Below are 25,170 nucleotides of genomic sequence, written 5' to 3'. Positions count from 1 at the left end.
CTGAACACAGTTGCGCGAAGGAGGGTGCATGGACGAGGCGTTGGAGCAATATCTCAACTATATTCGCACGAATAAAGGCTTAAGCCCAGCAACTTTGCGCGCCTATCGAAGCGATCTTTCCGAAGCTTTCCGTGTGTTCGCCTTACGAGGACTTAACTCTCTCGAGGATATTACTCGCGATCATATCCGCTCTTGGATGGCACACGAAATGCATCGAGGAGCCACAAAATCAACAGTAGCGCGCAAAATCGTGGCGCTGCGCGGCTTCTTTTCCTACGCGTATATGCACGGCTTGTGCAGTACTAATCCTGCAGAATCAATCTCTACGCCCAAGCATTCCTCACGCCTGCCGGAAGTCTTAAGCAAAGACCAAGCAGAAGCTTTTATGGATGCGCCAAGTGGGGGAGAAGTAGAGGAAGATTCCGTCGCTCATGCGCATACTCTGCGTGATTCGGCCATGTTGGAGCTTCTGTATGCCACAGGAATTCGTGTGTCTGAGCTGGTCGGGCTTAATCTCGAAGATATCAACCTGAGTGAGCGGCTCCTAAAAGTAACGGGTAAAGGAAATAAGCAGCGCGTTGTTCCTTTCGGTCTGCCTGCGGCGCGCGCCTTAGAAGAGTGGATAGAGCAGGGGCGTTCTCTGGTGGCGAACAAAAAAACGCCGAGTGGAGCAGTGTTCTTGGGAAATCGCGGTGGTCGCATCGATCAGCGTATTGTGCGCGCGATTGTGCATCAACGTGCTCAGGCTGCTGGAGTGCCCGATATTGCGCCGCATGCGCTGCGTCACAGTGCGGCCACGCATATGCTCAACGGGGGAGCGGATCTGCGCGAGGTACAAGAGATTCTTGGCCATTCCTCGCTGTCTACGACGCAACGTTATACGCATGTGTCTATGGATAAGCTCAAAAAAACCTATGCGCAGGCTTTTCCGCGCGCATAAAGGCGTATTCCATATTCTGAAACGACAGCTGCGGTGCATAACTATAAATTTCTTTACTCACAAAAACACTCGTTTTGCCTGTATTTATGCAATGTTTTATACATGACTATGCATAAATATATAATAATAAATATCAGATTTCTTTGATTTGGTATCCAATTCGAAACAATTTTCTGATACATTGATGCGGTATGTTCATACGAGTAATCGTGTGAGTGTACTTCGTGCATAATATCCGCCAATAAGCGGAGATGAAGAAAGAGATAGACATGAAGAAGTCGAAGTTAATGATGATGACCGCGGCCGTTGCTGCAGCTGTCATGACATTAGGCGCATGCGGCGCCTCCAAGGGTGGCTCTTCTAACAGCGCCTCTAGTGATTCTGTAATTACGGCTTTCGGTTCCGAGCCAGAAAACGCATTGATTCCAGCAATGACCAACGAATCCGGTGGTTTCCGTGCCGTTGATTTGCTGTTCTCCGGTCTCGTAGGTTTCGATACTAAGGGTAACGCAAAGAACGAAGTTGCTAAGAGCATCAAGGCTAACGACGATAACACTAAGTACGACATCGAAATTAGTGGCGACTGGAAGTTTACTGACGGTACTAAGGTAACCGCCGAATCCTTCACAAAGGCATGGAGCTACGCTGCTGTTGCTGCAAACTCGATGCTGAACAACTCTTGGTTCTCTAATATTAAGGGTTACGACGAGCTTCAGGCAGACGGTACTGCAAGCGATGCTCAGTTGAGCGGTTTGACTGTAACCGACGATACTCACTTCTCTGTAGAGCTCAAGAACAGCTCGTCCACCTTCCCAATTCAGGTGGGTTACCAGGCATTCATGCCATTGCCAGAATCCTTCTACAAGGATCCAAAGGCATTCGGTCAGAAACCAGTAGGTAACGGTGCATACAAGTTCAAGTCTTGGGAGCACAATCAGTCCATTAATCTCGTAAAGAACGACGATTACAAGGGCAACTTCCCAGGTAAGGCAAAGGAAATCGACTTCAAGATTTACACCGATATGGATACCGCATATGCAGATATTCAGGCAGGTAACTTGGATGTTATGGAATCCGTTCCAACCTCTGCAACCACTACTTTCGAGTCTGACTCTTCCGTACAGGCATACAACAAGCCTGGTTCTGTAATTCAGACTCTCACCATTCCAACCGATATGGATCACTTCCGCATGGACGACGAAGGTCGTTTGCGTCGTGCAGCAATCTCTCGCGCAATTAACCGCGAACAGATTGTAAAGAAGGTTCTCGGTGGCACTGGTACTCCAGCAGTAGACTACGTAACTCCAGCAATGCCTGGCTACTCCGAAGACCTTAAGGGCAACGAAGTACTCAAGTACGATGCTAACGAAGCTAAGAAGCTGTGGGAAGAAGCTAACAAGATTAGCGACTGGGGCAACACTAAGCTCACTTTGAGCTACAACGCAGACGGTGGTCACAAGGACATCTTCGATGCATATGCAAACTCTATTAAGAATGCTTTGGGCATCGATGCAGAAGCAACTCCAGTTGCAACCTTCCAACAGCTGCGTCAGGAAATTAACAACCGTTCCCTCAAGTCCATCTTCCGCGCAGGTTGGATGCCAGATTACCCATCCCCAGAAAACTACTTGCAGCCACTGTACAGCTCTGCTGCTGCAGACGGTAACGGTTCGAACGATGGTGACTACAAGAACCCTGAATTCGATGCTCTGCTCGTAAAGGCTAACGCTGCAGCAAGCGTAGAAGATGCAAACAAGGTATACCAGGAAGCGGAAGAGATGCTGCTCAAGGATCTGCCAAGTATCCCGATCTACTATGCAAACAGCAAGGGCGTAGCAGCTCAGGGCGTTAAGGGCTTCACCATTGGTTGGAACTCTATGCCAGACTATCGCGCTTTGACTAAGTAAGTAAGATAACTTGCTCAGTTAAGCATTAGCGAAACTCAAGAATTGGTGCTCATCTCGGGTAACATACCTGAGATGAGCACCTTCGAGGTGTATAAGGGGTCTCACAACGTCCCGTTCATCTCGAAACGCGCAGTTCACATTGTGCGCGGTGTACTATGTCTAACCGATTAACACAAGTACACGAAAAACATCAAGAAAGATTGTGGGAAAAGCACAAGGAGATAATATATGTGGAAATACTTTCTACGCCGTGTGCTACAAATGATTCCAGTTGTTCTGGGTACCACGTTGCTTATTTACGCGTTGGTATTCGCACTTCCTGGAGATCCAGTTGTAGCAATGTTTGGCGATAAGCCAGTAAACGAGGCTATCGCTCAACAGATTCGAGCTGAGTACCATCTTGATCAGCCCTTCATCGTTCAGTATTTATACTTCCTCAAGAACGCCTTAACCTTGGACTTTGGTAACACCCTGCGCGGTGGCCGTCCTGTTATCGATGTTATTGCTTCTGCTTTCCCAGTAACCATTAAGCTGGGTCTTATGGCTTTCTGCTTCGAAGCTATTTTCGGCGTTATTTTCGGCATTATTTCCGGCTTAAAGAAGGGCAAGTGGTACGACTCCGTAATTCTTATCGTATCCTTGCTGCTCATCTCGGTTCCAACCTTCGTTGTTGGCTTCCTTATGCAGTACTTCTTGGGTGTGAAGTGGGAAATCTTGCCTGTAACCGCAGGTGCGAACCCTGGCTTTATCGATTTGCTTATGCCAGCAATGGTGCTCGGCTCCGTATCGATGGCCTACATTATTCGCTTAACTCGCCGCGAAGTGTCGTCTAACCGTACTCTCGATTATGTGCGCACTGCTCGTGCTAAGGGTTTGAGTAACCGCAATGTTATTGTGCACCACATTTTGCGTAACTCCCTTATTCCAGTTGTTACGTATTTGGGTGCAGATTTGGGTGCTCTTATGGGTGGTGCAATGATCTCCGAGCGCATCTTTAACATCAACGGTATTGGTAACACCTTGTACAAGGCTATTTTGCAGGGCGAATCGAACCTCGTTGTATCTATTGTTACCGTGCTCGTGCTCATCTTTGTTATCTGCAACCTCGTTGTCGATATGATTTACGCTGTTCTCGACCCACGTATTCGTTACGCTTAAAGGAGACGAACGATAATGACTCAGAATTATTCACCACTTCCAGGTCAAGAACGTTACGTTGCTCCACTGGAAGAGACACCACTCAAAGCAGTTGATTCCGTCGATACAGATGCCCCAGCAACAAGCATGTGGGCAGATGCATGGCGTAGCCTGCGCAAGAATCCGCTGTTTATTATTTCCGCAATTTTTATTCTCTTTATCGCCTTCGTAGCACTGTTCCCAAAGGTGTTTACGAATCTCAATCCTAACTATTGCGTGCTCGACAACTCGGCTGAGCCAGCAAGCCCCGGTCACTTCTTCGGTTTCGACCGTCAGGGTTGCGATATTTACGCTCGTGTAATCTATGGCACGCGCACCTCTCTGTCCGTTGGTATTCTCACCACTCTTATTGTGGTTCTTGCTGGTGGTCTTATTGGCGCTATTGCAGGTTACTTCGGCGGTTGGGTAGATGCTCTGCTGTCCCGCATCGTCGATATCTTCTACGCTATTCCGCTCTTGCTTGGTGCAATCGTAGTACTCCAGATGTTCACCACCTCGTCTTCTATTTGGAAGATTATTCTGGTTATGGCCATGTTCGGTTGGGTATCTATTGCTCGTATTGCGCGAAGTTCCGTTTTGGAAACAAAGAACCTTGAGTTCAATACTGCATCGACCGCTTTGGGTTCAACTCCAGTGCGTAACCTCTTCCGCCACGTTATTCCTAACGCTTTGGCTCCAGTTCTTGTTGTAGGTACCACATCGCTGGCGAGCTACATTGTACTGGAAGCAACCTTGAGCTTCTTGGGTCTTGGTTTGCCATCGAGCAGCGTAAGCTGGGGTGGCGATATCTCCACCGCTCAGACCATGCTGCGCACCAATCCAATGGTTCTGTTCTGGCCATCTGCTGCATTAGCGATTACCGCTCTCGCCTTCATTATGTTGGGCGATGCTGTAAGCGATGCCTTGGATCCTAAGAGCCGTACCGAGTAGAGTAGAAGAGATTTACGATGACTGAAAATACAAACATTCCATCCCCTCTTCTTGAGGTTACCGATTTAAACGTTGAGTTCAACACCTCCGCAGGCCCTGTAAAGGCTGTGCGCAACGCCAGTTTTAACGTGTACCCAGGCCAGTGGGTAGCTATTGTAGGTGAATCCGGTTCGGGTAAGTCTACGTCTGCTATGGCTGCTTTGGGTTTGCTCGCAGGAACCGGTCATATTACCTCCGGCTCCATTAAGCTCGAGGGTGAAGAGATTTCTGGTTTCACTCCTAAGCAGTTTGAGGCTATCCGCGGTTCGAAGATGGGCTTGGTTCCACAAGATCCGATGTCGAACTTGAATCCTGTTCACCGCATTGAGCGTCAGATTAAAGAAGCTCTAGTGGCCAATAACGTCGATATTAAGCGCGAAAAGCGTATCGTTCTTACCGATGTTTTGGAGCTGTCTGAGCGTGAGCAGTCTGCTCGTCAGTTTGTGAAGGGTGATGATGATGAGCTCTTCCTCGGTTCGGCTCAGCGCGACGATTTGATTGCTGCTGCACGCGCGGCAGGCGGTTCTGCTGTGTCGGAAGAAACGTACCAGCAGTGGGAGCAGGAGTGGATTCCTGGTTCTGTTACCCGCTGGCTCGTTCTGCAAGATATGGTTACGGCAGGCATTAGCGAAGACAAGGCCAGCGAAATCGTAACCAAGTATGTTATTGGTTCTACGATGAGCGACCGTATTGCTGGTTTGCTCGACGAAGCAGGTATGCCAGATGCTGCTATGCGTGCTCGCCAGTATCCACACGAGTATTCCGGTGGTATGCGTCAGCGTGCGTTGATTGCTATGGGTTTGGCTGCTCGTCCTCGTCTGCTTATTGCCGATGAGCCAACTTCTGCTTTGGACGTTACTGTTCAGAAGAAGATTCTCGATCATTTACATGATTTGACCGATTCGCTCGGAACTGCAGTACTTTTTATTACCCACGATTTGGGTTTGGCTGCAGAACGCGCTCAGCATATTGTGGTTATGTATAAGGGACAGGTTGTAGAGTCTGGTCCAAGTTTGGAAGTTCTCCAGCATCCTCAGCATCCATACACCAAGCGTTTGGTATCGGCTGCTCCATCGCTGGCTTCCAAGCGTATGGAATCTACTGTTAAGCGTGCAGAGGTACACGAAGAGCAGGCTGCAGCAGGGCATCCAGAAAACGTAAACGACACTGTTATTTCTGTAAAAAATCTGGTGCGTGAGTTTAAGGTTCCAGGACGCAAGGAAATGTTTAAGGCCGTAGACGACGTGTCCTTCGATGTGAAGCGTGGCACCACTTTGGCTATTGTAGGTGAGTCCGGTTCTGGTAAGTCTACTGTGGCGAACATGGTGCTCCATTTGCTCGACCCAACCAGCGGTACTGTAACTTACGAGGGAGAAGATATTCACTCTTTCGATAAGAAGCAGTTGCTCGACTTCCGTCGCCACGTACAGCCAGTCTTCCAGAACCCTTATGGTTCCTTGGATCCAACGTATACGATTTTCCGCTCTATCGAAGAGCCTTTGCGTATTCACAAGATTGGCAATCCTAAGAGCCGCGAAGCTCGTGTACGTGAGTTGCTCGATATGGTAGAAATGCCACAGTCGGTTATGAGTCGTTATCCAAACGAGCTTTCTGGCGGTCAGCGTCAGCGTATTGCTGTGGCTCGCGCTATGGCTTTAAATCCAGATGTTATTGTGGCCGACGAAGCTGTATCCGCATTGGATGTGCTGGTGCAAGATCAGGTTCTGCATCTGCTCAACGATTTGCAAGCAGAACGCGGCTTAACCTATCTGTTTATTACGCATGATTTGGCAGTAGTTCGCCAGATTGCCGATGATGTTGTGGTTATGCAGCACGGTAAGCTCGTCGAACATGCTTCCACCGATGAAGTGTTTAACAACCCTCAAACCCAGTACACGTGCGATCTTTTGGATGCTATTCCAGGTGGCAAGCTCGAACTCGGATTGGACGAATAACTCTATGGTTATTTCGATTACAACATCGAATTTGAATGGTATTCGTGCTGCAAAACGCAAGGATATGTATTCTTGGGTGGAGCAGCACACGCCAGACGTGTGGGCTATGCAGGAAGTGCGTGCGCCACAAAGCGAGATTGACCCGATTTTTAGCGAAATCAGTGGTATCTACGCGCAATCGCCGAAAGGCGCCAGCATGAGCGAGCCTTTGGCGTGCCAGAACGAGATTTGCCGTATTAAGGGACGCGCAGGTGTCGGTCTGCTCAGCGCTCTGCCAGTAGTGGAGCAACGTTACGGTTTGTTCAATCTGGAGGAAGACGTCGATTCGGGTCGTTGGATCGAATCCGATATTCGCACTCCAGAAGGCTATACGATAACGGTAGTTAGCGTTTACGTGCATGCGGGTAATGTGGATCATCCTGATAAAATGGAGCAGAAGTTCCGTTTCCTCGAGAAGATGACCGAGCGTATGCGCCAACTGCAAGATATCGCTGCCGCGGGTGGCAATCAAGCGGTTCTGTGCGGAGACTTTAATATCGCGCACACGCCTATCGATATTAAAAACGCGAAATCGAACGAGAAATCAGCAGGTTTCTTGCCGGAAGAGCGCGTCTATATCGATAAATGGCTTGATGAGCTCGAGTATGTGGACGTTATGCGCGACCTGGCGGGCGAGATTCAAGGTCCGTACACGTGGTGGTCGCAGCGGGGTAAAGCTTTCGATAACGATACAGGCTGGCGCATCGACTATCAGTTTGCAACACCTGAGTTAGCGCACACAGCACGCGGCTTTAGGATCGACAAAGCGCCGTCGTACGACACGCGATGGTCCGATCATGCGGCCTTAACCATTACGTACGAGGTGTAAAACCCGCATAAAGCAAAGCCATGAGTGGAACAGATACGTTCGGCTCATGGCTCAGCATTTTTTAAGGTGCGTACCCTAATGTATTCTTGAGTTTCGTAACGCTTGCGAAAGGATTATTATGGGATTCTTCGGCTTCGGTAAGAAGAAGATAGAGGATGTCGAGGAGGAAGTCCTCGACCAGACCAGCGACAGCACTCAAGAAGATGCGCAGGATATTGAACTTCATGGTCCATGGGATATCAATGATGATGACGCCCCAGACTACGATGAATACTTGAATATGGGAGCTTTGTATCTGCCATTCCTCTTTGGCATTGAATTGCGTTTGAAGGCTTCAAACGCTGACGGCAATATTGTAAGCACCACAATCACCTATAAGAATTCCTCATTGGAAATGGAGGTCTTTGCTGCTCCAAAGTCAATGGGTATTTGGGATGAAGTGCGTCAAGAGTTCCTCGATAATCGCGCAAAAGCAGAAGAAACAGATGGTTTCTTTGGCAAAGAAATTTTGCTGCCTGTAACCGTTCAAGGCAAAGAAGTAATGTCTCGCATTGTTGGCGTTGACGGTCCTCGTTGGATGGTTCGCGCGATTTTTACCGGTCCAGCAGCCACTGACGATAATTCAGAAGAGAAGCAAGCTCTCGATAAGTTCCTTTCTGACGTAGTAGTGAACCGCGGTTCCGAGCCTTTGGCTCCACGAGATCGTGTCTTCTTAAGCCGTCCTCTTACACCGTCACAGGTTAAGGAAATGGAAGCTGCTGCTGCCCAAGCTGCAGAGAATGAAAACGATCACAGCCAATTCGAATTACCTGAAGATCCAGATGGCTATGGTCAGCAAAGTCAGGTGCAGCACACGTTGCGTCGCGGTCCGCTTTTCTCTGAGATGCGCTAATGTCTACCAGCGAAAACGGAAAGGATAAAGGCCTTAAATCTTTGGCAGATTCCTCCGATGACTTCTCCGTATGGGAAGCCATCGGAGGTTGGCGTGGTGTAGCTGAAGCGGTTGTGCCATTCGTCGCTTTTACCGTGAGCTACATTTTCACTCAAAACTTGATTTTGTCACTGATTTGTGTGGGTGTTTTGCTCACCGCAATTATTGTGGCTCGTCTTGTTCAAAAGCAAACGCTTATGGGCGCTCTTTCTGGAACCTTCGTTACGTTTATTTCTGTGGCTTTTGCTGCGCTACAGAATTCAGCTCGTGATTTTTACAGTCCAGGCATTTTTATTAATACTTTTGCGGTTTTGATTCTTATGGCTTCTCTCATACTGAGAAAGCCAGGTATTGGTTGGATACTTGATCAGTTTACCAGCGAATCGACGATGCAGAGCTTATATAAGCCGTACGTGCGGGCCACGTGGGTATGGATTGGCGGTTTCGTCTTGCGCTTAGCTGTGGAAGTGCCACTGTATATTATGCATAACGTTGAAGCTTTGGGAGCGGCACGTATTATTACAGGAGTACCGCTTTTTGCTTGTATGTTGCTTATATCTTGGCTGATTATTGCTCCTGCTCGTAAGAAAGACAAAAATGACTGATAGCTCCACTGAGTCACAGCTTGAGAACGTGGGCGATGGACGCCTCGAAGCTGACGTTGTTATTGAACGTTTTGCTGATCAGGGGCGTTGCATAACACATATTGATGGTCGCGTAGTTTTTGTGCGCTTTGCTTTGCCTGGCGAAAAAGTACGTGTGCGTATTGATGAACCACATAACCGCAAAGACCGTTTTTGGACTGCTGAAGTAACTGATGTGTATGAAGCTAACCCATATCGTGTTGAGCCTTCATGGACTCTTGCTGGACCTCTGGCATGGGGTGGGGGAGTAGGTGGAGCGGATCTCACCCATGTGTCTTTGGAAGGGCAGCTAGCGTGGAAACAAGCCAGCATTGAGGAACAGATAAAGCGCATTGGCAAGATTGACGGCATACATGTTCCTGTTCTTCGCGTTCCAGAGGACGAGGATGCTCAGGGACTGCATTGGCGTACGCGCGTTGAATTTATTACAGATGACAATGGGTTTGTGTCTATGCGTCGCCGTGAATCGCATGATCGCGTGCGTGTTACCGATATGCCTTTAGCATCTGCGCAGGTTCTCAAGGTTACTGAACATCTAGACTTGTTTAATTGTCGTTTTGAGCCAGGTTCACATCTTCGTATTACGGCCCCGGAGCCACGCGAAGGGCAAGAAGATGTTCTAGCTTCCGGCAACTGGGCTCTTATGATTAACCAGGAACTGGCAGAAGGTCGCGAATACGTACGTGAGCGCGTGCAGTTGAATGATGGCAAAGCAATGGAATACAGTGTGCTTGCTTCCGGATTCTGGCAGATGCATCGTATGGCTCCACAAGTTTTAGCTAACGATGTGCTTGATCTTGCGCGTGAATATGCACAGATAGACGATAAGAGCGTGATATGGGATTTGTATTCCGGCTCGGGACTGTTTACTATGCCTCTTGCTTCTCATATAGTACCGAACGGGGAAGTGCTCGCGATAGAGGGCGCTGAACAGGCGGTTTCTTCAGCAATCAAAAATGCGAAACGCAATAATATTAGCAACGTAACCGAGGTTGCGGGCGATGTGCTTCAGTCTTTACGTCATGTGAAGAAAAACTATGCGAACCTTGATCAGCCGGATTTGGTTGTTCTCGATCCGCCGCGTGCAGGGGCGGGCAAGAAAGTTGTGGAACAGATTGCTGCTTCTGGCGCTTTCAGCGTTATTTATGTGTCGTGTAATCCTGCTTCTCTAGCGCGTGATTTAGCTGTTTTCACTGCGCAGGGTTACGAGCTGAGCTTTATTCATGCGCATGATATTTACCCGATGACGCATCATGTTGAGACAATCGTGTTGCTTTCCAAACTAGATTCTCAGAAATATATCAGTGTAGAACTTTCGATGGACGATATGGACTTAACATGTGTCGAAAGTAAAGCAACCTATAAACAAATTCAAAAATATATTTTTGAGAAGTTTGGGTTTAAGGTAGCTACTCTGTATATTGCACAGGTTAAGAAGAAGCATGGGTTAGACGTTAGGGAACACTATAATATTTCAAAGAATGAGAAGCAGAAAATACCAAAGTGTCCAATTGAAAAAGAAGAAGCTATTTTGGATGCGCTGAGACATTTTAAAATGATATAAGCATGATAAAAAAGAAAGGACGATTCGTATGTTAAAGAAAATAGTGTATAAAAAGTTGTTTGGTGTGTTTGATTATGAAATAAACCTTAAAGAAGATGGTGTTACGATAATAACTGGCCCAAATGGATTTGGGAAATCTACTATTTTAAAATCAATAGATGCATTTTATTCATTCAATATAATATTTTTTAGTAGATTAGATTACGAAAAAATATCATTTTTTTCAGTTGAAGGCAAAGAGCCAATTTCTATCGAAAAAAAAGGTCAAAAAATAATAATAAATGGATTTGAAATAAATGTTAATGATTTTCAGGATGAAATTTTAAGAAAATTTAGAAGACCTTATTATTATAGAATTGATGAATCTAGGTGGATTGATAGACGAACAGATGAGATTATTAGCGAAGATGATTTAATTCAAGATTATATCTCAAGTCGCTACATGGATGGTGAAATTGGAATTCAAAATACTGAATTTCAGAATTTAAGAGAAAAGGTTAAAGACTATTCAGGTGAGACCAAATTTATAAAGGAACAACGCCTTTTAAGAGAGCGGTTTTATGGAAGAGATGAAAGACAGACTGTAAATGTTATTGATGAATTGCCAAAACAATTTAAGGAAAAGATAAATCGGGTTTCTAGTATCTACTCATCAGAGGCAAATAATTTAGATAGTTCGTATCCAAACAGACTATTTGAAACTAAAAAGGGAATAACAAAGGAAGAGTACACTAAATATTTGAAGTATATGAATGAAAAATTTGAAAAACTGAATAAATACAATATTTCCGATATAAAAATTCTTGGAAAACAAGTGAAATTTTTAGAAGAACATTCAAAAGCTTTAAAAGTATACTTTAATGATTTTGAAAAAAAGTACAAAGTATTTGAAGAACTAATAGAACAATTAGATTTATTTACTGATATTATCAATTCCAGACTTAAATTTAAAGATATAAGAATATCTAGAGATGAGGGAATTGTAGTATACAAGTCAAATACAGATGAGCAATTAAAACTAGCTCAACTTTCTTCTGGAGAAAAGCAAGAAATAATATTATTTTATGAGTTAATATTTGAAAGTGATAAGAACATTCACTTACTGATTGATGAACCTGAAATTTCTCTGCATATTGAATGGCAATTGAAATTTATGGATGATTTATTAAGAATAGCTGAAAAAAAGAAGTTCAAAGTTACTGTTGCAACACATTCTCCTCAAATAATAAATAATCATTGGGATATTCAAATTGATTTAGGAGAAATGTATGGGAATTAATTCGATTAAAACTAATTTGACTAAAGATAGCATCATTTCAGATATAAAGCTGTTGTTAGGGGCAGATATTAATAAGGAGAATGTATACGTTGTTGTTGAAGGGGAAGATGATATCAAATTTCTGAGGAGATATTTAAATAGCAATATTATGATTTATGAATCATTTTCAGGTAAAAATGGTGTTGAAGAGATTGTTCAATCAAAAAATATTTGTAGCTCTAGAGTGATTGGTATAAGAGATAAGGATTATTGTAATGATGACAAAGGTAAAAAAATATTTTTTTATGACAGATGTTGCCTAGAAATGATGATTACAGAATTCGATAAGGCGTTTAATGGCATATATTCTGAATTTTATAATGGAGAAATGGAGCCTGATGAGCTAAAAGAACACATATTGACTGAATTATTTATAGTTAGTCAAGTAAGAAAATATAATGAAGAAAATAAAAGAGGAATAAATTTTAAAGGATTATCTTTTCGTTCTATAATTAATGATAAATTTAAAATAGATACTAAAAAATTAATTGATCAATTAAGAAGATTGAATTCAGAAAAATCAATTGATTTTACTAGTATTATTGATGACTTATCATATCAAAATACAGATAATAAGCTAGATATTACTAATGGACATGATTTCATTTTGTTATTTAAAGTTATTAGTGACAAGGGGTGTAGTAAAAAATCTGCAAATGAGAAGGACATATCTTCGGTATTAAGAAGTTCATTTAGTGAAGAATTTCTTAAAGAAACAACTTTATATAAAAGTGTTAATGATTATTTTGTTAATGAGGTTAAAGTATGGTGTTGTTGATTTAATTTTTTACTCTGTTGTAATGGTTTGGACAATTATTCTTATGTTGAGTGTGTTGTATTGATGTCAAAAGTTGCACCCAGTAAGTAAATAAAGTATAGAAAATAAAGGCTTATTCATAAGCTATCGTTAAAAGGTATCGGTAACTAGGGGTAAGCCGGGTTATAGGTCAAAAAGTGTGTAAGGCTAAGCTGATGAATATTCTGAGAATAGAATTAGTCGGCTTAGCTTTTTAATAACTACTGATAGTACTCACTGTTCTTATGAAACTCATTCCAATCAACACCAGTACCATATCTTGCTGGTATTCCAAATACTTTAGATAATCCGTTTTCAGAACGCTCCCAAGCTTGCTGATAAAGTTGTTCTATACGTTTACTAGTAAAAGAATGATTGATTATCCAAGACTTATCTCTTGGCTTACTCGTGTTTAAATAACACCACCAGCATATAGCATGTATACGTTTTAACAAGCTTAATCCACGATGATTACGTAGCATAGCGCGAATTCTACTATTCATTGATTCAATAGCATTATTAGTTGGTGGAATAGGATGAATGCAATCTTCTGGAGGGTTAAGAAAAGTAAACATGTAGCCCTCGCGAATACGCCTATCAATCATTGATTTAGCACGAACTAGCCTTTGGCGAGTATCAGCAATACTACCATCACAATACTTGCTCTTCTCTTTAAGAAAATCACTCCAAGTGTTCACCCAATTATTGTAAGAAATAAGCCAATTACGAGCTTGATCTTCTGTTTTTATATCAGAAACAATGTTAGCTAATGATAGTAACTGCTTACCAGGAGTAAGACGAGGATTAACTCCAGTTAAAACTTTAATGTTAAGACCTATATGGAATAAACAACGTTGTATTTTCATATTAGGCCAATATGTTTTTACTGCTTTACGAATACCTCCAGAACCATCACAAACTACTACTAGTGGTTCCGCAACACGCTGCATGAGATAACCCCACGCGCGACTATCCTCACTACGAGCCACGTACCGGCCTAAAACATGTTTACCAGAGTAAGCGATTAATATTACAACGTTACGCCCTAAATGAATACCATCAACATGAATGTAATCATAAACTTCGTCTACGAATGGTACTTGTGGTCATAAATCCCATAAAAGCTTATTTCTACGTCGTAGGGTGCGGGCTGAGAAATCGTAGGAATACTTATCTTGAGTTTTATTAGATAAAAGCCAATTTAAGCCAACTGTTAAATCGTTTGATTGCCTATCATATGTTCTGCTTTTAGAAGCACCGCGGTTAGTACAACGGTATCTAGTAGTACCAGAATTGGTGTGACCATTCTTGCTCATTTTATAATGACAGTTATCGCATAGTGGGTTATTCATACAAATGAAGAATAATCTACATTCGATATACTACGAGCCTTACTGCTATAAGGGTTATGAGCTTATTTTTTACATACTTTTTGTCCGGGTGGCGAATGTGCAGAAAACGGTTTCGATTACCGCAAAACGCTTGTATTGCAATACGTGAGACATGATTTTTTACACACTTTTTGGCCTATAACCCGCGATTTTTGTATAAAACGCTCTTGACTTATTTATTGGAACGATTTAGTATATTTCAATAACGAACAAAATAATGTGCAATCTAAAGTAATCCTCGCTTAGTCAGTAAAGCAAGATACAAAAGGCACGCGTCTAATGCTCGACGATGAGGCATTAGCAAAAGTGATTGTTCATGAGTGAAAGGAGTAAACGACGCTGTTTGCAGCATAAGTCTGGCGTTGCTATATATCAAATGGTGCATTGGGCGGTATGTCCAAGAACCTTTAAGTTTCTCTAATATTTCTAAGGAAGAATAACGATGTTGAAACTAAAAAAGTTTGGAGCGATCTCTATGATGCTCGCTGCTGTGCTGTCTCTTACTGCATGTGGTGGCGCAAGCTCTACAAGTGATACTCAAGATAAAACAACCGTTTCTGTTTGGCACTACTGGGATGGTGCTAATGCGGATATTTTCGATAAAAAAGTAAAAGCATTTAATGCTTCGCACAAGAACATTGAGATTAAAACTACAAATGTTCCTAATGCTGATTTCTTAACAAAATTACGCGCATCTGCTACGTCAAATACTTTGCCAGATATGGCTATAGGTGATTTGATTTGGATGCCTCAAATGGCGCAAATTGGCAAATCTGCAGACTTAAAAAAGCTTCTCAATACTGAAGTAATTGACAATATTAACCCAGCATTAAAGAATTTCGGCTCAATTGACGGTCATTTAGTATCAGTTCCAATGTCAGCCAATAATCTTGCGTATATGTATAATCGCACAGTATTTAAGAAGGCTGGTTTAGATCCAGATAAGCCGCCAAAAACTTGGGATGAATTAAAGCAAATGGCCAAGCAGATTAAGGATAAGACTGGTCTTCCAGGTTACGATTTGCCAACTGAAGCAGGAGACAGTGGTGAGGCTCTTACCTGGAACTTCCAAGTCAATCTTTGGCAAGCTGGTGGCGAATTCTTAAAGAAAGATAACTCTGCTGCAGCATTTAACACTCCTGCAGGTAAGAAAGCTGCAAACTTCTGGATGGATCTTATCAAAAGTGGAGTGAGTCCATACGCAGGATGGGGCAAGTTCGAAAAAGGTCAAGGTGGTTCTGCTCAGGAAGGTTCATGGATGGTAGGTATTTGGGCTGCTGATCCTCCATTTGATTTTGCTGCAGCGCCATTGCCAACCCCTGAAGGTGGTAAGGCATCTACAAACCTTGGCGGAGAACAGGCAATGCTGTTTAATAATGATGATGCAAAAGTAAAAGCCGCTGCTGAATTTGTGACTTGGTTCTTGCAAGATAAGCAAGTTCTTGATTGGTGCGAGTCTACTGGCTTCCTGCCTGCAACAAAGAGTGCTGCTAACAACGCAGAGTATCGTTCTTGGGTTGAGAAGAAAGAGCCTCGCTTGCTGCCATACATTGAACAAATGGCAACTGCTCATACTCGTCCAAACACCAAACTATACCCACAGATTTCGTTGGCATTCGCAAAGGAAATGGAAAAAGCATTTTCTGGCGAAGTAAATGTTGATACTGCATTAAAGAATGCAGAAAAAGCAGTCAACGACGTAATAGCGCAAGGTAAGTAATCATGCGTAACCCGATAGCACAGCTAAAAAATAAGCAGACAGCTGCTAGTGTCAACGTAAAAGTTGGCAGTAGTGAGCTGATGCGAAATGGTCATAAAACTGTAGGAAAATGGGAGCAAATTCTCACAGCGTGGGGATTATTGCTTCCTGGATTAGTGATTCTCGTCATCTTCACTTTTTATCCAATTATTTCTGCAGCCTACACGAGCTTAACGAATTGGAACGGTTTTTCTGCAAATCCAGATTTTATTGGATTGAAGAATTATGTAAAACTATCTCAAGATCCAGAATTTTGGAATAGTTTAACCGTGACTGTTATATATGCGTTTGGTGTAGCTGTGCTATCGGTTATTTCCGGCTTGATTTTTGCGGTATTACTAGATGCGCCAATTCGCGCTCGCGGATTGTATCGCACCATATATTTCCTTCCTGTCGTTACCTCCTCGGTGGCTGTAGCAATTGTATGGAAATATATGTTGGATCCATCGGGTCTTGTAAATTCTGTACTCTCGTCCCTAGGTATTGCAGGACCCGACTGGCTCCACAATAAGTGGCTAGCATTATTTGCTACTATATTCCTTACAGTTTGGAAGAACCTCGGTTTTAATATCATTCTATATTTGACTGCTTTACAATCTCTTCCTAAATCGACTTATGAAGCGGCAAGTCTCGATGGTGCTACGAGCTGGCAACAGCTGCGTTATATTACAGTTCCTCTGTTGAGGCCAATGACGTTCTTTGTGGTTGTGCAAGCGCTGATTAGTAGTTTCCAATCATTTGATTTAATTTACGTGTTTACTGAAGGTGGTCCTCGAGGAGGCACTGACGTACTAGGAATGTTTATGTATCGTCAAGCATTTAGGTTAGGCAATTTTGGTTATGGTACGGCAATCGCAATAGCGTCGCTGATATTGGTACTTATCGTAACTCTTGTGCAATGGAAGGTAAGCAATGCAGAAAATAAGTAAAGTCTTTACGAGATTGAGTTCATTGCATCTTGCTCGACATATTGTGCTCATTATTGGTGCAGCTTCGGTACTTATTCCATTTATGTGGATGTTTACAACGTCGTTGCAAACAAAAGCCGAAACGTATGCTGTTCAATCAGTAATTCCAACATCATGGCATTGGGAAAATTATCTGCACGCGTGGCAAAGCGCTCCGTTTGCAAACTATTATATTAATAGCTTGATTATGTCGGCAATTATTGTAGTTGGTCATCTCGCGTTTGATGCTATGGCAGCTTTTGCTTTTGCTCGATTAGAGTTTCCTGGAAAGAAAATATTATTCGTGTTGCTGCTTTCTGCTTTCATGGTTCCAGCCTTCGTAACAGTTATACCCATGTACGGTATTATCGCTCAGTTGCGTTGGATTGATACTATGGCAGCCTTAACAGTTCCGCGTTTGGCTGATGTGTTCGGCATTATTTTGCTACGCCAGCATTTTAGTACTATCCCGCGTGAACTAGATGAAGCTGCAAGGATTGACGGATGTTCAAGCCTGGGTATTTTTATTAAAGTTATTCTGCCACTTTCTAAGCCAGCTCTCGCAACTCTTGGTGTATTCTCATTCCTATTTGCATGGAATGATTTCCTGTGGCCTCTGTTGGTTACAAATGCAGAAGAAATGCGTACTATTCAAATTGGCTTAAGCGGTTTTGTTGGACGTTATGGCACGTCATGGAATTATTTAATGGCTGGAACTTTGACGTCAACTTTGCCATCAATCATTATTTTCTTCTTCTTCCAAAAAGCTCTTGAACGAGGAATAGCTTCTACTGGTCTTAAAGATTGAAGAAGTGCTAAAGCTTTCGTAATTTGTAAAATTTACTATTTGTTAGGAACAAGTCATGCAACCTGAATGGGTAAAATCAAGTGTATTTTATCAGATTTTTCCGGAGCGATTCGCAAATGCAAATGCTTCTATTAACCCTAATCCTGTAGAATCATGGGATAAATCTCCAACTAGGGATAATTTTTTCGGTGGTGATTTGAAAGGGATTAGTGAGCATCTGTCATATCTTTCGGATATGGGTGTAAATGCTTTATATCTCACTCCAATTTTCAAAGCAGATACGAATCATCGCTATGACGCTATTGATTATTTCAAAATTGATTCACGACTTGGCAATGACGCAGATTTTGATGAATTTATTAAGCGCGCTCATGAATTGCAGATTCGTGTAGTTTTAGATGGTGTATTCAATCATTGTGGAATAGGCCACTGGGCATTTCAAGATGTTGTGCGTAATGGCGAACAATCGCAATATGTTAATTGGTTTTCAGTAGAGGGTTTTCCTGTAGTGTCTCATCCGGAACCAAATTATAAAACATGTTCAGGCTGCTACTATTTGCCAAAATGGAATGTATATAATCCAGAAGTGCGTAGACATCACTATAACGTTGCTAAATATTGGTTAAATCGTGGTATTGATGGTTGGCGTTTAGATGTTCCATATTTCGTCAATAAAACATTTTGGAAAGGTTTTCATAAAGTAGTGAAATCTTTTGGTGACGATAAATACTTAGTAGCTGAAGAATGGCGTAATCCTTCTAAATGGCTTACGCCGGAACTTATGGATGGAACCATGAATTATACTGTTCGTGATTTAGTCCTAGGTTTTTGCGCTGATGAAACATTGGATGCTTATGATTTTGCAGATGGTATGAATGCTTTGTATAACGATATTCCAGAAGAACACCGCTCTTGTATGTTGAATTTGCTTGGGAGTCACGATACTGAGCGATTGCTTACGCGCATAAAAGCTCATGAATATGCTTGGGATACGCCTGCTGAAGACGCTGAGAATTTAGCCTATGCGTTGTTATTCGCTGCTGATGGTGCTCCTATGGTGTATTACGGCGATGAAAATGGCATGGAGGGAGAAAATGATCCGGGTTGCCGCGCTCCTATGATTTGGAATGAGAATGCTTGGAATTTATCTGTTCGTAAAACAGTTTGCAAATTAATGCGTCTGCGTAGAGAAAATGCTGCTCTCCAATATGGCAGGCAGCATGTAGCTGCTTTAGGTAAACATACTGTGTGTATTACGCGCAACTTACCTTCGGGGCGTGCATGCTTATGCTTAGTGCATCGCGGATCTGGAGCTTACATTAATTGTGATGATTTGCCTGTGCGTATGGATTGTTCGCTATTTGGTGTGCCAAGTATAATAGGTAACCAGTATCGTTTGGGAGAAAAATCCATTATAATGTATGAGGGTGAAGCAGCGGGGAAACTATGAATGTTCGTAGAGTGACTATTAAGGATGTTGCAGAAAAAGCTAATGTTTCCAAGTCTGCAGTATCTTTTGCATATAATGATCCGTCAAAACTATCTGAGGCGACGGTTGAACATATTATGCAAACTGCTGAAGAAATGGGATATGTGAGAAGTGCAACAGCTAGAGCATTGCGTACAAATTCTTCGAATGCTTTGGGCTTGTTGCTTCCGCAAGGTATTGATACGATTTTGCAAAATCCTTATTATTCACTTTTGATTCAGGGTATTGGGCAGGTTTGCCAGTCGGAAGGCTACACTTTGATGCTTGTTCCTCCATTACGAGGTTCAATGTTAAAAGCTATTCCTACGGCTGCAGTAAGCGGTTTTATAATTTGCGGCCTGGAAGCTGAACGTGCAGAAGTTGTTGAAATCTTGAATAAGCATGTTCCTGTAGTGATTGTGGATCCTGCTCAATCTATTAACGTCCCAACTGTAGAAGTTGACGATGAGCATGATTTTGAAGATTTAGTAGATCGCCTTATTGATTTAGGTCATAGGAATATTGGTATTGCGGCAATTGAAACGAAATCGCATACTGATTATCCTAGATGGCAAGGAATAGTTGGTAGGCGCATGGCAAGTGTTGTGCGTGCGCTTAAAAAGCATAACTTATCACCAGAAGATAAAGAGATTACCGTTATAGAAACGCCTTGCACGTATCAGGGTGGCGCTGATGTTTTTAATAAAATGTGGAATGATACTAATCTCGAATACAGACCTACTGCGATTGTGTCGTTTAGTGACATTATTGCGCTAGGTGTGCTTGGAGCAGCTCAACAACAAGGGTTGCGTGTGCCTGAGGATCTTTCCATTACTGGTTATGATGATTTGCCTTTGTCTACAATTTGTACGCCACGATTAACTACGGTTCATCAGCCAATTACTTCAAAAGGACGTTTGGCTGCAGAAAGTTTGATTGAGCAAATACGCTTTGATGAAGGAGCTTTGCCTGTTTCGCATAAAAAACTAGGAACTGCCCTCATTGTGCGTGAATCGGTTGGGGCAGCTCCTCTTAATAAGTAATTGGCTTTAATATATTTTGCAGTTTTTACCTAGAAGTTGCAGCCGTTCCGATTGTTAATTCATATTGTTAGCAATCAAGCAATATTATAAAATTGATATTTAAAGAGGGAATAACTGTAGTTGAGGGGAGGGATCAACATTGGTAATGAAATTAAAATATTTGAAGGCAAGCAAGTGCGTTCCGCTTGGGATAACGAAAAAGAAGAATGGTATTTTTTTGGTAGTGGATGTAGTTGCCATTTTGACAGATAATAAGAATCCAAGCGACTATCTGAAGAAGACGCCCAAGCGTGACGAGCAGTTAGTTGCCTAGTGGGGACAAATTGTCCCCTGGTGGAATTTGGTGATAGCCTGCATAGTTTGAAGTTGCTTGAGAAAACTGTAAAAGTTGGAGAGGTGGATGTGAAGTTTAAATCTTCAGCCACCATTCCAAGATTATATTGTATTAAGTTTAAGAGGGATATTTTCAAAGACCTTTCAAAACTTGAAAAATCATATAAGACTAGTGAGGGTTCATTTGAGATTGAGAATCTAGAAATCTTTAAAAATGTCGCCTATATTATGGCTTATCATGCTGATAAAAGTATTCCATCATCCATTGATAACTGGCTTGAAGATTTTGAGATGTTTTCCGTCTATGAAATCCTACCGGAGATATTAGAACTATGGGGCGTGAATATGCAGACCGAAGTAGAATCTAAAAACTTCAAAAAAGTTCAAGGGAGATGACAACTCCCTTGTTTCTACTTAGGTGCTTAGAGATAGGCTTAAGTATAAGGGACTTAGATGAAGTAACCATTGGTTTAGTCCTTGATAGTTGGACAGAAAAAGCCAATGATGGCGTGAGGTATAAGCAGGTGGCAGGACAAGAGGAGTTTGATAGATTCTAACTCTGATTTAATAAAAGTTATAAGTGGCTTATCTGCAGTGAGTGTGGGTAATATTTGATGGAATAACGCGTGTATTGCTTATAGATATGCGTATTTTTGAAGTTTTATAGATAACAAAAAAGCTTGTGTGATATTTTTAGGTCTCTAAACAGAAATATAGGTCACATAAGCGTGAAAAGGTTACTAAAATAATTACTCTTTGTCAACGATTGCCATGTTGATGAGATTGAACTTGATGAGGAAAATTATCAAGTTCATATACATATCAAACCACTAAAAAGAGTTCGCCATCGGTGCTCAATCTGTGGGAAAAGTGCATAGTATATGATTATCGACCTGAAGTCTCAACGTGGAGACACTTAGATTTTTGTGGTTTCCAGACATTTCTACATGTAGCACTTTGTCGAATCGAATGTAGCGAGCACGGTGTGAAAACTGAAGCAGTCCCTTGGGTTTCCTACGGTTCAAGATTTACTAATCTCTTTGAATCATCCGTTACTTTTTTCGTAGTACGTATGAGCAAAGTAGATGTTGCAAGAGTGATGAACGTTGATTGGTGCACTGTTGGCTCAGTCATCAAGAGAAGAAAAGGTATGTTGGAACCAGGTGAGACTTTAAGGCTTACAAATTTAAGGCATATTGGTATTGATGAAACCGGCTATAAGAAGGGGCATAAGTACATCACTGTTGTAGTAGATCATGACCAAAATCAAGTTGTGTGGTGTCATGAAGGAACTGGAAAAGAAGTATTAGATTAGTTTTTTGAATCATTGACACACAAACAGCGGGACAACATTGAGGCGTGTTCGGCAGATGGAGCAAGGTGGATCAAATCATGCTTAGACTATTGGATTCCTAACTGTGAAAGATGCGTTGATGTATTCCATGTGATCGAATGGGTAACAAAAGCAGTAGATGAAACAAGAATTGAGGCGTGGAGGTCAGTTAAGAGTGAAGAATTGAAACTTCCAAAACGAAAAGTCGGCAGACCAAAGACAGGTGAGGAAGTACCAGAATACGCAGCAAGAACAGTACATAAAAGTATGAAAAATGTATTGCAGAAAGGTAAGGAAAATCTAAGCGAAAATCAAATGAAGAAACTAGAATCAATCCAACTGTTATACCCCAAAGTTGGGAAGGCATACGTATACAAAGAAGGCTTACGAGAAGTGTTTAAAACAGTGGATGCATTCATAGCAGAACAAGCACTAACGAGGTGGATCGCAAGTGCTTGTCATTGTAGGATAGAGCCAATAGTAGAGCTGAGCAAAAAGATACGAAGGCATAAAGAAGCTATACTCAATACGATGAGACTTAAACTATCAAATGCGCGAATCGAAGCGACAAATAACAAAATCAAAGTGATCATACGTAAAGCATATGGATTCAGAAACATAGAAAATATGAAAGCGATGATTATGCTAGTTTGTTCAAAATTGTTTAACCGAATAAAAACACCAAGAGAAGAATTATTGGAAACCAAGAAACAATTTGAACAACTCTCATTTTCGATTTGAGCTTGGAAGATTATATGGGAGCTTGGGGAGAGGTCAAGGGCTACGCCCTACGGAATAGATTCCTTGACATCTCCCCAAAGCTCCCAAACCCTACTGGTTAGCTCGAATCGAAAAAAGAAAAATGTGGGTTAACTAGTAACAGTTTTACCCACACTTAGCGCAGATGCCTCTAAATAGAGCTTTAAAATATGGTATAACACCAGTATAAATTATTAAGCTAAATTGGGATGGTAATATCTATGAAAAAGTACATCGTTTTGTTTATTATCGGAATCTCTGTTCTCCTTTTGATGGGATGCTCTAATCCGAATGAGGATAAGGCGAGAATTGATAGGTATCTCGACAATGTATATGGGGAAAATGAGTATACTTTGGAGCAAAATCCGGAGAATAAGCGATATTATATTGTCAAGCTCAAGAAATATCCGGATCTCAAATTTAATATTACAGTTTCGCATCAGCCATTTATGGGTTCCTTTGTATGGAATGATTTTGATGATGTTTTTACTGAACATGCAATTAAGACTTTCCAATCTTCAACGGATATGGGAAAGGACCATATTGAGTATTTGGATCCGGAACTAGTATATTCTGCCCATATAAAATCGATTGATGAACTAAAAACTTCATATGACAGATTTGTTGCTTTTATTAACACAGTGCGTGAGAAGTATAGTGCTTTGATTGATGTAGAGAACTTACCTCTAAGATTTGATATCCATGGAATCAGATTCAAGGGCGATGTAAGCGATGAGAGCAAATATGTGGATGTTGGAAGAGCTGAGAATGGTAAGGTTACAATGAAGAGCTTTGATGAGCTATACGCAGAGCTTGCCCCACAGATTCAGACGCATGCTATGAATCCAAATGGTGTAAAGATTAGAGCAAGCTCGGGACGTATATTTATGCTCGGAGGTGACAGCTTTGAAGATTGCCTTTACAAGGTTATGGATCTAGATAATCCGACAGGTGCTGATTTAAGCAGCATAGTTTTACAGCCGGGTGAAATCAGCGAAACATATACACTGGCTAAGAAAGACGATTATAGAAGTGCAAGAATAGAGATTCAGGTGAAGAATATGACAGATTCGCCTTGCTCGCTATACGATGCGACCCTATACAAGATGGTAATCTCAAATTCTGATACTATATTTATCAAAGATAAGTCGATAGAGCTAATTTATGACGAGCGCAGGGAGTGGGTTGATCCGTATAAAGCTTTGAATATATCAAAGCCAAATAGCGAGCAGGAGAGAACCGAAGGTGTCGCTTTTAAAAATATAAAGGTTCTATTCTCTGAATCTCAAAGTTCAAAGAGCATTAAGACTGTTATTGTAACGTTTAATCAGTAGATAGCCATAAATTTATTGATGAATTAGTGGGGGAAGCATGGAAAAATACGAATTTACAGCAACAACATCAAAATCTGATATCATCATAGGATTTGCCTTTCCAGCACTGCTGATGTTTCCTATACTAGGTATAAACTTGGCACTATTCTATCTTGGACCAAACAATTTTATCAAAGAGAATCAGGTAATCCTATTTTGTAATGGTCGTAATCTGCTTAGCGGGCGCCTATGCCCTAATCAAAAAAATACAGCAAAGCCTGATTCAGCAAGAGTTGAAAATTGAGTTTGAACAAGTAAATGATTTTTGGCGTATTTGCGCTATGAATACCATTTTATCAGCCAGATAGCAAAGCCAGCCTGGCCAGTCAACAGTAATCTAAAAAATCCACCCACAGTGGGGGAGAAAATAGGGGAATGACAAATCGGAACTTATCACAATAGGGAGAGGTATAGAATAATAGATGGATTACTATTTACAGGCATTGCAAACAATGCATTATATTTTGAATTCTCAAAACGATCCAAATGCTTGGTTTGAGAATTGGGTTAAATGGATAAGTAAAGATATAACCGATTGGGAATTTAGACAGAATACAGACCATCATATCAGAGCATATGGCGGTATGGGTTCATTTAATGATTTGCCACAGATTAGGGGAGGCAATGGAAATTATTCAATTATATTTGACCTTTTGCGTTCCTTTTGTTATCGATTTGCACACCTATATGGAAAGGTCAATAAGCCATTAGATGAGTTGGAAGAAGAAATTCTTCATGATATTTGTAACGCCGATTATCACCCATATAAGGTTGTTAATGAGCAGGTTACAGATTATTTGCGAGCAGGTACTTTATTGAAAAATATTGATGTAATTCGTTGAGCAATAACCTTTCATTTATCAGCCA

Annotated in this window: 18 protein-coding genes and 4 pseudogenes; 21 read left to right on the top strand and 1 reads right to left on the bottom strand. The window is 41.9% G+C overall.

Translation table 11 applies throughout. The features are described from left to right. The first annotated feature begins 28 nt into the window (after window positions 1-28). The 11 genes and pseudogenes from xerC (at window position 29) to G464_RS0100380 (ending at window position 13,071) form a co-directional block, all read left to right on the top strand. A complete protein-coding gene (gene xerC / locus G464_RS0100430; protein WP_022856309.1) occupies window positions 29-940 on the top strand; it encodes a tyrosine recombinase XerC in 912 nt (303 codons plus the stop codon). 269 nt (window positions 941-1,209) lie between these two features. Next, window positions 1,210-2,847, top strand: coding sequence for a peptide ABC transporter substrate-binding protein (locus tag G464_RS0100425; protein WP_022856308.1), 1,638 nt, complete (start codon window positions 1,210-1,212; stop codon window positions 2,845-2,847). Between the two features lie 228 nt (window positions 2,848-3,075). Beyond that, window positions 3,076-4,005 (top strand): ABC transporter permease, encoded by a 930-nt coding sequence (locus G464_RS0100420; RefSeq protein ID WP_021618235.1) that lies wholly within the window; start codon window positions 3,076-3,078, stop codon window positions 4,003-4,005. Window positions 4,006-4,020: 15 nt separating this feature from the next. Beyond that, window positions 4,021-4,974: an ABC transporter permease gene (locus G464_RS0100415; protein WP_021618236.1), complete on the top strand. Its 954-nt coding sequence runs from the start codon at window positions 4,021-4,023 to the stop codon at window positions 4,972-4,974. Window positions 4,975-5,018: 44 nt separating this feature from the next. Then, window positions 5,019-6,968 (top strand): annotated as a pseudogene (locus G464_RS0100410) (dipeptide ABC transporter ATP-binding protein); the annotation flags it as partial. 4 nt (window positions 6,969-6,972) lie between these two features. Further along, window positions 6,973-7,836 (top strand): exodeoxyribonuclease III, encoded by an 864-nt coding sequence (locus G464_RS0100405; protein WP_022856306.1) that lies wholly within the window; start codon window positions 6,973-6,975, stop codon window positions 7,834-7,836. Between the two features lie 118 nt (window positions 7,837-7,954). Then, window positions 7,955-8,728: a DUF3710 domain-containing protein gene (locus tag G464_RS0100400; protein WP_022856305.1), complete on the top strand. Its 774-nt coding sequence runs from the start codon at window positions 7,955-7,957 to the stop codon at window positions 8,726-8,728. Then, window positions 8,728-9,372 carry a DUF3159 domain-containing protein gene (locus tag G464_RS08315; protein WP_022856304.1) on the top strand — a complete coding sequence of 215 codons (645 nt, stop codon included), beginning with the start codon at window positions 8,728-8,730 and terminating at the stop codon, window positions 9,370-9,372. Before G464_RS0100400 ends, G464_RS08315 begins: the two co-directional genes overlap by 1 nt. Next, a pseudogene (locus G464_RS08310) lies at window positions 9,365-10,693 on the top strand (class I SAM-dependent RNA methyltransferase); the annotation flags it as partial. The gene G464_RS08315 and the pseudogene G464_RS08310, both read left to right, overlap by 8 nt. Window positions 10,694-11,003: 310 nt before the next feature. Next, window positions 11,004-12,254: an AAA family ATPase gene (locus tag G464_RS0100385; protein WP_022856302.1), complete on the top strand. Its 1,251-nt coding sequence runs from the start codon at window positions 11,004-11,006 to the stop codon at window positions 12,252-12,254. Beyond that, window positions 12,244-13,071, top strand: a complete 828-nt coding sequence (locus G464_RS0100380; RefSeq protein WP_022856301.1) for a hypothetical protein — start codon at window positions 12,244-12,246, stop codon at window positions 13,069-13,071. Before G464_RS0100385 ends, G464_RS0100380 begins: the two co-directional genes overlap by 11 nt. A 239-nt stretch (window positions 13,072-13,310) precedes the next feature. Here G464_RS0100380 and G464_RS09835 read toward each other — a convergent pair. Further along, a pseudogene (locus tag G464_RS09835) lies at window positions 13,311-14,441 on the bottom strand (IS1249 family transposase). Between the two features lie 481 nt (window positions 14,442-14,922). On the opposite strand from G464_RS09835, the gene G464_RS0100370 reads away from it, so the two are divergent. The 10 genes and pseudogenes from G464_RS0100370 (at window position 14,923) to G464_RS0100310 (ending at window position 25,145) form a co-directional block, all read left to right on the top strand. Continuing rightward, the gene (locus G464_RS0100370; protein ID WP_022856299.1) at window positions 14,923-16,200 is read left to right on the top strand and encodes an ABC transporter substrate-binding protein; all 1,278 of its coding nucleotides are present in this window, start codon (window positions 14,923-14,925) and stop codon (window positions 16,198-16,200) included. Between the two features lie 2 nt (window positions 16,201-16,202). Continuing rightward, window positions 16,203-17,168: a carbohydrate ABC transporter permease gene (locus tag G464_RS0100365; RefSeq protein WP_021618244.1), complete on the top strand. Its 966-nt coding sequence runs from the start codon at window positions 16,203-16,205 to the stop codon at window positions 17,166-17,168. Further along, a complete protein-coding gene (locus tag G464_RS0100360; protein ID WP_021618245.1) occupies window positions 17,152-17,994 on the top strand; it encodes a carbohydrate ABC transporter permease in 843 nt (280 codons plus the stop codon). Before G464_RS0100365 ends, G464_RS0100360 begins: the two co-directional genes overlap by 17 nt. 55 nt (window positions 17,995-18,049) lie before the next feature. Further along, window positions 18,050-19,444, top strand: a complete 1,395-nt coding sequence (locus G464_RS0100355) for a glycoside hydrolase family 13 protein (RefSeq protein WP_022856298.1) — start codon at window positions 18,050-18,052, stop codon at window positions 19,442-19,444. Further along, the gene (locus tag G464_RS0100350) at window positions 19,441-20,505 is read left to right on the top strand and encodes a LacI family DNA-binding transcriptional regulator (protein WP_021618247.1); all 1,065 of its coding nucleotides are present in this window, start codon (window positions 19,441-19,443) and stop codon (window positions 20,503-20,505) included. The genes G464_RS0100355 and G464_RS0100350 overlap by 4 nt, the downstream gene beginning before the upstream one ends. Before the next feature lie 333 nt (window positions 20,506-20,838). Beyond that, on the top strand, window positions 20,839-21,234 hold the full coding sequence (locus G464_RS0100340; RefSeq protein ID WP_244264103.1) for a hypothetical protein: 396 nt from the start codon (window positions 20,839-20,841) through the stop codon (window positions 21,232-21,234). Window positions 21,235-21,688: 454 nt separating this feature from the next. Beyond that, window positions 21,689-22,912, top strand: a pseudogene (locus G464_RS08295) (ISL3 family transposase). Window positions 22,913-23,151: 239 nt separating this feature from the next. Further along, window positions 23,152-24,264, top strand: coding sequence for a hypothetical protein (locus G464_RS0100320; RefSeq protein ID WP_022856295.1), 1,113 nt, complete (start codon window positions 23,152-23,154; stop codon window positions 24,262-24,264). Window positions 24,265-24,301: 37 nt separating this feature from the next. Further along, on the top strand, window positions 24,302-24,547 hold the full coding sequence (locus G464_RS10005) for a hypothetical protein (protein ID WP_155237033.1): 246 nt from the start codon (window positions 24,302-24,304) through the stop codon (window positions 24,545-24,547). 178 nt (window positions 24,548-24,725) lie between these two features. After that, window positions 24,726-25,145, top strand: coding sequence for a DUF6966 domain-containing protein (locus G464_RS0100310; RefSeq protein WP_022856293.1), 420 nt, complete (start codon window positions 24,726-24,728; stop codon window positions 25,143-25,145). Window positions 25,146-25,170 lie beyond the last annotated feature (25 nt).

It is taken from the genome of Alloscardovia omnicolens DSM 21503, assembly GCF_000420505.1.
Lineage (GTDB): Bacteria > Actinomycetota > Actinomycetes > Actinomycetales > Bifidobacteriaceae > Alloscardovia > Alloscardovia omnicolens.
Note: the sequence above shows the minus strand (reverse complement) of the source record. Positions and strands in the feature narration are given on the sequence as shown.

Bases quoted from the DNA above. Each gene is read 5' to 3' on its own strand.
- G464_RS0100415 (WP_021618236.1), top strand. From the start codon at position 4,021: ATGACTCAGAATTATTCACCACTTCCAGGTCAAGAACGTTACGTTGCT.
- G464_RS0100360 (WP_021618245.1), top strand. From the start codon at position 17,152: ATGCAGAAAATAAGTAAAGTCTTTACGAGATTGAGTTCATTGCATCTT.
- G464_RS0100350 (WP_021618247.1), top strand. From the start codon at position 19,441: ATGAATGTTCGTAGAGTGACTATTAAGGATGTTGCAGAAAAAGCTAAT.
- G464_RS0100400 (WP_022856305.1), top strand. From the start codon at position 7,955: ATGGGATTCTTCGGCTTCGGTAAGAAGAAGATAGAGGATGTCGAGGAG.
- G464_RS0100420 (WP_021618235.1), top strand. From the start codon at position 3,076: ATGTGGAAATACTTTCTACGCCGTGTGCTACAAATGATTCCAGTTGTT.
- G464_RS08315 (WP_022856304.1), top strand. From the start codon at position 8,728: ATGTCTACCAGCGAAAACGGAAAGGATAAAGGCCTTAAATCTTTGGCA.
- G464_RS0100355 (WP_022856298.1), top strand. From the start codon at position 18,050: ATGCAACCTGAATGGGTAAAATCAAGTGTATTTTATCAGATTTTTCCG.
- G464_RS0100320 (WP_022856295.1), top strand. From the start codon at position 23,152: ATGAAAAAGTACATCGTTTTGTTTATTATCGGAATCTCTGTTCTCCTT.
- G464_RS0100385 (WP_022856302.1), top strand. From the start codon at position 11,004: ATGTTAAAGAAAATAGTGTATAAAAAGTTGTTTGGTGTGTTTGATTAT.
- xerC (WP_022856309.1), top strand. From the start codon at position 29: ATGGACGAGGCGTTGGAGCAATATCTCAACTATATTCGCACGAATAAA.
- G464_RS0100365 (WP_021618244.1), top strand. From the start codon at position 16,203: ATGCGTAACCCGATAGCACAGCTAAAAAATAAGCAGACAGCTGCTAGT.
- G464_RS0100425 (WP_022856308.1), top strand. From the start codon at position 1,210: ATGAAGAAGTCGAAGTTAATGATGATGACCGCGGCCGTTGCTGCAGCT.
- G464_RS0100370 (WP_022856299.1), top strand. From the start codon at position 14,923: ATGTTGAAACTAAAAAAGTTTGGAGCGATCTCTATGATGCTCGCTGCT.
- G464_RS0100380 (WP_022856301.1), top strand. From the start codon at position 12,244: ATGGGAATTAATTCGATTAAAACTAATTTGACTAAAGATAGCATCATT.
- G464_RS0100405 (WP_022856306.1), top strand. From the start codon at position 6,973: ATGGTTATTTCGATTACAACATCGAATTTGAATGGTATTCGTGCTGCA.
- G464_RS10005 (WP_155237033.1), top strand. From the start codon at position 24,302: ATGGAAAAATACGAATTTACAGCAACAACATCAAAATCTGATATCATC.
- G464_RS0100310 (WP_022856293.1), top strand. From the start codon at position 24,726: ATGGATTACTATTTACAGGCATTGCAAACAATGCATTATATTTTGAAT.